At 59.2% G+C, this 8,563-nt stretch carries 5 protein-coding genes; 3 read left to right on the top strand and 2 right to left on the bottom strand.

From position 1 onward, the window contains the following. Positions 1 to 245: 245 nt before the first annotated feature. Positions 246 to 524 carry a hypothetical protein gene (locus tag VGG64_05985; protein ID HEY1599131.1) on the bottom strand — a complete coding sequence of 93 codons (279 nt, stop codon included), beginning with the start codon at positions 522 to 524 and terminating at the stop codon, positions 246 to 248. Positions 525 to 771: 247 nt separating this feature from the next. On the opposite strand from VGG64_05985, the gene VGG64_05980 reads away from it, so the two are divergent. From VGG64_05980 to VGG64_05970, 3 genes are all read left to right on the top strand, one after another. Further along, positions 772 to 1,800, top strand: coding sequence for a hypothetical protein (locus tag VGG64_05980; GenBank protein ID HEY1599130.1), 1,029 nt, complete (start codon positions 772 to 774; stop codon positions 1,798 to 1,800). Positions 1,801 to 2,269: 469 nt separating this feature from the next. Beyond that, the gene (locus VGG64_05975; protein ID HEY1599129.1) at positions 2,270 to 3,628 is read left to right on the top strand and encodes a DUF1501 domain-containing protein; all 1,359 of its coding nucleotides are present in this window, start codon (positions 2,270 to 2,272) and stop codon (positions 3,626 to 3,628) included. A 127-nt stretch (positions 3,629 to 3,755) separates the two neighbouring features. Further along, positions 3,756 to 5,018 carry a hypothetical protein gene (locus tag VGG64_05970; protein ID HEY1599128.1) on the top strand — a complete coding sequence of 421 codons (1,263 nt, stop codon included), beginning with the start codon at positions 3,756 to 3,758 and terminating at the stop codon, positions 5,016 to 5,018. 39 nt (positions 5,019 to 5,057) lie between these two features. On the opposite strand, the gene VGG64_05965 is transcribed toward VGG64_05970, so the two are convergent. After that, positions 5,058 to 8,432: a PAS domain S-box protein gene (locus tag VGG64_05965; protein ID HEY1599127.1), complete on the bottom strand. Its 3,375-nt coding sequence runs from the start codon at positions 8,430 to 8,432 to the stop codon at positions 5,058 to 5,060. Positions 8,433 to 8,563 lie beyond the last annotated feature (131 nt).

Genomic DNA, 8,563 nt, shown 5'->3' with positions numbered 1-8,563 from the left:
CCATTGCCATTGTCCGTCCGTCAAATCGCTGGGATAATTCGCACTCATTGTTACGGCTCCGTCTTCCTTGACTTGAGAACCAAGAGGGCGGAGTCGTAACGTTTTTCATCGATTCAGGCAATTTGAAGACTTGTTCTTAGTGGATTGGTGGCACGGCTAACCTGCTTGGTAGCCGCGCGCTGACAATTATTGCTGTTGTACCTTCCCACCCCGTAGTCGCTACTGGCTTGTGGTAGGTGATTGGATTAGAGGCCATGAGAGCACTGGTATCGCTCGACAAATGGCGCAGAGATGACGGAAAGCCGTTGCGTTGCGACCGGTTCATTCAACGCATCCGACAGTCGCATGCGCTCTATTGGCAAAGGGAATTCCTCACGCCTGCCGCGTGAAATGTCACTATGAGCAATTACGCCCATCGGCACGTTGCGGCTGGCCGTCGATCGCCGTATGTAACGGTGGCGCTTCATCTCTATGAAGACTGGCAACTGCGGCGTGGCCAGCTTGTTGTCAGAGAGCGCCGCCATTCTTACTACACGACGGGCGATGACCCCGGTGTATTTTCCGCAGTCTGTCACTGGCCGACGTGAGATCGAGAGACCGCCGGCGCACGGCCCGCGCCATCGGGGGCAATATACGTGTTGCTACGCGGCGCATCGGTCTCGACTCTTCGCGCTGTTATTCGGTAATCCAGCCACGAAATGGCGAAAGTACTAGTGCCTTACGCACGTGGATCTCGCCTAACGACACGCATTATTTCGAGAGACTGCTAAAATGGCATTTTCCGACGAACAGACGATGCTCACCTTGGCCTTCATTTCGGACCTCGGGGAGACAATTACCGGCACCGATTGCGGCACCGAGGTCCAACTCTGCCAGAATGTGCGTCAACACCTCGCCTCCGAGCCGGCGGTGGCTGGCGATTGGGATTTGGTGTGGGGCCCGACGGTTTTTAAGTTCCCGCTAATTGCGCGACACACGGACGATGTCTTCTACATCGCTCAAAACACGAGCGACCGGTCCCGATATGTCCTTGCTCTCAGCAGCACAAATCCGTACGAGCTCACCGATTGGCTTTTCGAGGATTTCATGGTCCTCAATACAACGGCGTGGACCTATGGGGTGCCTCCGCCAGGCGCTCGAATTTCTAACTCCGATGCCTTGAGTCTGGCAATCCTGCTAGGTGTCAAACCCTGCTACGGGATTCCGGGAGCGGGTCAGACGCTGATGGACTTCTTGACCAAGACTGTTGCCGCAAGCGGGGGAAATGTCGAAGTCACAGTCACCGGCCATAGCCTAGGCGGCGCCTTGGCGGCCACGGCCGCATTGTTGTTAGCCGATACCCAGGGACCGAACGTCATTGGCCCGAATCGCTGGGATCCGACGAACAAGGCGGCGGTTCGCGCTTTCTGCTATGCAGGACCCGCCACCGGCAACAGCGCATGGGCGGACTACTTCGATCAGCGACTTGGTGCCAACACGCGCCGCATTTGGAACTCGTTGGACGTCGTGCCGCGCGTATGGAATGTCCACGACATGACAGCGATCAACAGCATTTACGAACCGAGCATCAAGACACCGTTCTGGACGAAAACGCTCGTGCGTCTTGTCTCGGCCGCTGTGGCCGACGATTGCTACGAACAGATTCAGAAAAAGGTACTGCCGCTCGTTGGCTCGGTGAATGTCGCCATGAATACATTCATCGAGCAAGTGATCTATCAGCACATCGACGCCTATTTTGTGTTGCTTGGCCTACCAGTCCCGATGGTCTTACTCAACAAATTGCGCGCAGCAGCACGCTAGCGATGGGCCGGCGTGCACGGGACATGCATCGTCCCCGTAAAATAAAGCGGGCAAACGGACTCGAACTGTCGACATCCAGGTTGGCAAGCTCGCACATGAGTAGTCGGGCTGGGACACGCTATGCCGAGATCCTCGCGATGGGCGACTGTGGGAACGCACGTTTCCGATGAGCGAGATACATGGCGGCGGTCCTCCGAGATTGGCGATCATCGCAACGGACGCTGCGGCTCAAAAATACAATATCCCAGGGCGCACGCATTAATCAGCCACCCGCGCAGGCAAAAAGTTGACCTACCTTCGCGGACTCGAAACAATGTGGTTCCCCGCAGACTACTGGAGTTTGCCGCAGCCCTGCGAACTAGCCCGGCGTCCTATATGGCGACGGCTGACGGTCGCAGGTTTGTGGACCCGCCCGCAAGCGTGAAATTTTGTTCCCGCCCACAGCCGCACACCCCTGGGAAGTCGTGCGATGAATTTTTTCTGCCCTGGCCCGCTGCCGCGCCGCGAGTTCTTGCGCGCGGGGGCGCTCGGTATGGGGGGATTGGGGCTCGACCAGTTGCTGGCCGCGCGGGCCCGCGCCGGCGAGTCCACGCGCAACACATCCGTGATTCTGTTTTGGATGTGGGGTGGGCCCAGCCATCTGGAGACGTACGATCTGAAGCCGCAGGCGCCGGCCGAATATCGTGGCCCCTTCCGCCCGATTGCGACCGATGTGCCGGGCCTGGACCTCTGCGAGTTGTTTCCACGGCAGGCGCGGCACGGCTCGCGCATCTCGTTGATTCGTTCGCTGCACCACGACATGTCGGCGCACAACGATGGATCGATCGAGCTGCTCACCGGCAAAACGCCCGAGCGGCCTGACCCTACTTCGACCGCGCGGAGCGAGCATCCCGATTTTGGCATGGTGGCCAGTAAGCTGCGCGGCAGCCGGCCCGATGGTCTGCCTAACTATGTCGGCATTCCACGGCAGCCATTCATGACGCGGCCGACGTATCTGGGGTTGTCTCACTCGGCGGTGGCCGCCGGCGATCCTTCCGATAAGGGATATAAGCCACCCAACTTGTCGTTGGCTGCCGGCGTTGATGCCGGACGGCTCGACCAGCGGCGTGGGTTGCTGCCGCAATTCGACCGATTGCGACGCGACTTGGATCTTGGCGGTTCGCTCGACGGCGTCGACGAATTCCGGGGCCAGGCCTTGCGGATGCTGACGAATCCCTCGGTCGCCAATGCCTTTGACATTAGCGATGAGAATGATCAGGTGCGTGATCGCTACGGACGGCACTTGTGGGGACAGAGTTTTCTGTTGGCGAGGCGTCTGGCCGAGGCCGGCGTGGCGGTGGTGACGATCGACGCGCTCGCGCCCACGCTCAGCGATCGTTATTTCAGTTGGGACGATCACATCAACCCGATCACGCGTTGGGACCTGGCCGACGCCATGCGTTATCGCGCCCCGTTCATGGATCAGGGCTTATCAGCGTTGATCGAGGACGTTTACGATCGTGGGCTGTCGGAGCGGATTCTGATTGTCGCTGCCGGCGAGTTTGGCCGCACGCCGCGGCTGGTGGAGCGCGACGGATTGATCGGCCGCGACCATTGGCCGGGCGCCCAGGCGGCGCTAGTCTCTGGCGGCGGGCTGCGCATGGGACAGGTCATTGGCGCGACCAATTCCAAGGGAGAATTCCCGGCCGATCGGCCACTCACTCCGCAGGATCTACTGGCCACGATGTACCGGCACTTGGGCATCGACTACCGACGGCCCTTCGTCGATCTGGCCGGCCGGCCGACGCCGATTCTGGGCGACGGAGAACCGATCAGGGAACTGGTGTAAGCGGCCTGGCAGGTGCATTGTTCTCTCGTAACCGCTGATACCGCCATGCGGCGACTCGCGCGCGCACCATCCGTATTGGCGGTACACTGAGATGGTTCTAACCGCATTCTCTCGCACGTAATGACAAATGAATGCCGCCCCTGCCACCGTCGCTTCGTCCGCTCCGACCACGGCCAATCGCCCCGTTGTTGCGCCCGTCAAAGGGGACCAACGGCTTGTCTCGCTTGACGCCTATCGAGGGTTCATCATGCTGGTGATGGCCTCGGGCGGGTTGGGAATCTATGAGGTTGCCCGCAAATCATTTCCCGACAGCGAAGTTTGGACGACGCTCGGCTATCACTTCCATCACGTCAGTTGGCTGGGATGCGCATTTTGGGACTTGATCCAACCGTCGTTCATGTTCATGGTCGGCGTGGCCATGGCTTATTCTTATGCGGCCCGTGCTGCCCATGGCCAGTCTTACGGCCGGATGCTGGGGCATGCGATATACCGCTCGATCGTGCTGGTGCTATTGGGTATCTTCCTGCGCTCTGGCGGCGGCACGCAGACGAACTATACGTTCATGGACGTCGTGTCGCAGATCGGCCTGGGCTATACGTTCTTGTTCCTGCTGTGGAACAGACCGCGCTGGGTACAAGGAGTGGCGGCCGCACTGATACTGGTCGGCTATTGGGGATGGTTCGCGGCTTATCCACTGCCGCCTGATGATTTCGACTACAAGAGCGTAGGCGTCGGAACCGAATGGCCGCACCTGACCGGGTTCGCCGCGCACTGGGACAAAGGGACCAACGCCGCGGCGAATTTCGATGTCTGGTTTCTGAATCAATTCTCGCGTGCGAAGCCGTTCGCCTACGAAGGCTCTGGCTATCCAACGCTGAACTTCATCCCGTCGCTGGCCACGATGATCTTCGGGCTCATGACGGGCGAGTTGTTGCGCGGACCTCGCAGTAAATCCGCTAAGTTCTGGATCCTGGCCGGAAGCGGGCTGGCGGCGCTATTGGTCGGCAAGCTCCTGGACGTGGCCGGCATCTGCCCGATCGTGAAAATCATTTGGACGCCCAGTTGGGCCATCTTTTCGACCGGCTGGACGTTATGGATGCTGGCGGGCTTCTACGGCGTGATCGACATCGCCGGATTGCGCCGCTGGAGCTTTCCGTTTTTGGTGGTCGGGATGAATTCGATCGTGATGTACGTGATGTACGGCCTGCTGCGCAACTGGTTTAACACGCGGTTGAAAATCCATTTCGGTCAGGAACTGTATCACCAGGTGGCTGACGGGCTGCACCTGGGCGCAGCTTATGTGCCCATCGTCGAGCACGTGCTGGTACTATTCGCCATGTGGCTGGTCTGCTTGTGGCTGTATCGACAGCGCATCTTCGTCAGGATTTGAGCGGCCGGATCACTGCGCGCGACTCGGCTGCGATCTGGATCAATCCGGCTTTGCGCGCAATTCGTTCAAGGTTTTTACCAGCGCGGCATAGCCCACCGGCTTGACCATGTGGCCGTCGAAGCCGGCTTCTTTGGACTTCCGCCGATCATCGTCTTGGCCCCATCCCGTCAGGGCGACGAGGATCATACCCTGGCCCCATGTCTGCCCCCGAATCCTGCGGGCGACTTCGTAACCGTTCAGCCGAGGCAGGCCGATATCAAGCAGGATCACATCGGGCCGAAAAGAGTCCGCCAATTCGACCGCTGCCAGGCCATCGTGTGCGATCTGCGTGTCGTTACCCGCGGCCTTTAACAACAAGGCCAGCGACGTGGCCGAATCGCGATTATCGTCAACCACGAGAATGCGGCTCGCGTCGACAAGTTTCTGCTCGGTGACGGCGGGCTCGGGCAACTGTTCAGGAATTTCGACGACAATCGGGAGCCGGATGATGAATTCACTTCCTTGGCCTGGCCCAGCGCTATTTGCCTGCACCGAACCGTTATGCAAATCGACCAATCGTCGGACAAGCGTCAAACCGATCCCCAGCCCGCCGTCGGACCTGTCCAATGATCGATCGATTTGCGTGAACATATCGAAAATTTTTGGCAGCATGTCCGGAGGGATTCCGATGCCGGTGTCTTTCACCGAGATCACCGCCGCGGGTCCCTGTCGCTCGACCACGATCGAAATGCAGCCTCCCGGCTCGCTGTACTTGCCAGAGTTGTTGAGCAAATTACTGAACACTTGCGCCATTCGGACGGGATCAGCATGCAAATAGATGGGCTGCGACGGCAACTCTATCTTCAACTCTTGCTGAGAGGATTCGATCGCAGGGCGGCTTGTTTCCACAGCTTGCTGAACAATCGACGCTATGTCGACATGTTCGCGACGAAGATCGATCTTTCCTCGCGTGATACGACTGACATCCAACAGGTCGTCGACCAGCCGGACCATCTGTGCCACCTGGCGCTCTATGAGCGCTCGGGCCTCTTTGACGGTGTCTGTGTCGCCGTCGGCCAGCTTCATTAACTGCAGACCGTTGCGAATCGGCGCGAGAGGATTGCGCAACTCGTGCGCCAAGGTCGCCAAGAACTCATCCTTCCGATGATTGGCCTCGGAAAGGTCCGAGGCCAACTGTCGCAGATTGTTCTCCAGATCGCGACGTTGCGTGATGTCCCGGCTGACGGTCGCCAGCCCGACGCAGTTGTCATGCGAGTCGACCAGCGCGACAACCTTGTACAACATCCACAGCGCGTTGCCAGTCCGAAAATGGCGGAAACGCACTTCAACTTCGCCGTGGCCATTTTTTAGGACCGACGGCAAAAACTCGTCAAGCATCTTGGGCTGATCTTCTGGGAAGAAAAAATCCCGGACCGAGATATCCTGCAACGGCTCCTGCTCGTTCAGGCCGACCATCCGCATGCCTGCTTTATTGACGTAGAAGGGTTGGCCCTGCAGATCGCAAATACCGACGAAGTCGGTGATGGTTTCCGCCAAGGTGACAAACTTTTCCCGGTCCTCCTCGGCCCGTTTGCGATCGGTGATGTCGGTGCCGGTGGGCGCCAGAAACAGAACATTCCCGTCTTCTCCCTTGATAGGAAGCACGACCAGGTCGACGATCCGCTCGCTGCCATCGGAAACAAAATAGGGCATCTCGGCGCGAAAGGCCTGGCCGGTTGCGGCCTGGGCAATCGCCCCCCGGATCTGATCCATTAGCGCCGCAGAGCGGTTCCACCAAGGACAATCCCAGAACGGTTTGCCAACGACTTCGTCTCGGGTGTAACCGCAGGCTTCCAGCGAGAGGCGATTCGGCTCGATGAGAATCCCGTCGAGTGTCATGATGCCGGCGAAAAGCGGCCCCTGATCAAAAAACGCGCGGAACTTGGCATTGGCCGTGGCGGCTTCGCCGAGTAAGAACCGCTCACGCGCCGCGAAGCGTTCCGCCTCGGTGATATCCGTGTTCGTGCCAAACCATTGGACAACGCGACCCTCTTGGTCCAAGAGCGGCTCGATCAAAGTCAGAAACGTTCGGAAGGTGCCATCCTTGCCCTTGAGCGGAAACACCATCTCGAACGGGCGACCTGACGCGATGGCCGAATTCCATTTTTCTAGAACATTCGGCAGCGATTGGGGATCGTGAAGCGACTGCCAGCCCCAGCCTTCCATTTGTTCGAACGTTGTACCGGTATAGTCGTACCAGCGGCGGTTGTACCAGAAGATGTGGCCGTCTGGCTTTGCCGTCCATACCAGCTGCGGAATGGAGTCCGCGAGCGTGTGAAATTGGCGCTCGCGTTCTTTCAGTTGTAGTTCCGTATTTCGCCGATCAGTTACGTCGCGGAAAACGAGAACGCAGCCGACAATTTCACCGTCCTTGCAACGGATGGGCGCGGCACTATCGTCGATGGGTCGCTCGGTGCCATCTTTGGCAAGCAGCACCGTGTGGTTCGCCAATCCTACAATAACGCCCTGGTACAAAGCCCTGGCCGCGGGGCTCTCGACGGTCTGCCGGGTATCCTCGTTCACGATGCGAAACACATTGTCGAGAGGCTGACCGGCTGCATCGTCGCATTTCCAGTCGGTAAGTTCCTCGGCGACGGCATTCATGGTCGTAATGCGGCCATCGAAGTCTGTCGCGATCACTGCGTCGCCAATGCTGGAGAGCGTGGTGCGCCAACGTTCCGCCTGCTCGGCAATGGTTTGCGACGCCTTGGCCCGAACAGCCAGATGTCGCGTCATCAGCACGATGAACGCCCCGACGGCCGTCAGACCCGCGACGCCCGATAGCAAACCGGAGATGACGGCCACTCGATACGTGTGTTCCGACGCCTGACGGCGATCCCGCAGCAAGTCCTGTTCGTGTTCGACCATTTGCCCCACGACGCTGCGCAGGGCGTCCATTGCTTGGCGGCCCCGATCGGACAAGACGGCTTGCCGAGCCGCCTCGAAACCATCGCCGGTCATGATCCCGATGGTCTTGTCGAGTTCCCGCAACTTGGCGGCAACATGCTCTTTCAAGGCAGGAATCGTCGCTTGCTGACGAGAGTTATCCGCCGTCAAAGTCGCTATTTCGTCGACCGTCTCATTGATGCGGGCGACGGCCGCGTCGTAGGGCTCGAGATAACGCGCGTCACCAGAAATGAGGAAGCCCCGCTGTCCCGTCTCGGCGTCCTTCGCCAGCGACAGCAGGTGCTCCAGGCGGGCAATCACCTCATGGGTATGACCGACCCAACTAGCATCCTCGTTCAATTGCCGGGTATTGCGCAGCGCGAGCGCAATGTTCATGACGAGCAGGGATACGGCGACTGCGGCGCCCAGGAACAGGGTCGTAACTTGCTGCCTGTTCTTTACCTCGCTTTTTCTAGGCGATGGTCGCATAGCGTTAGTGTGTCCGTCCGAATGCCGTGGGCGGATTGCCAGCCGAACTCACTGCCGCAGACGCGGCCAGAGTCTTTGAAGCTTCTGACTTAGTCACTGGAAGTTTACACGCCCGCACAGTGCAACATGCT

This window comes from Pirellulales bacterium, assembly GCA_036490175.1.
GTDB lineage: Bacteria > Planctomycetota > Planctomycetia > Pirellulales > JACPPG01 > JACPPG01.
Note: the sequence above shows the minus strand (reverse complement) of the source record. Positions and strands in the feature narration are given on the sequence as shown.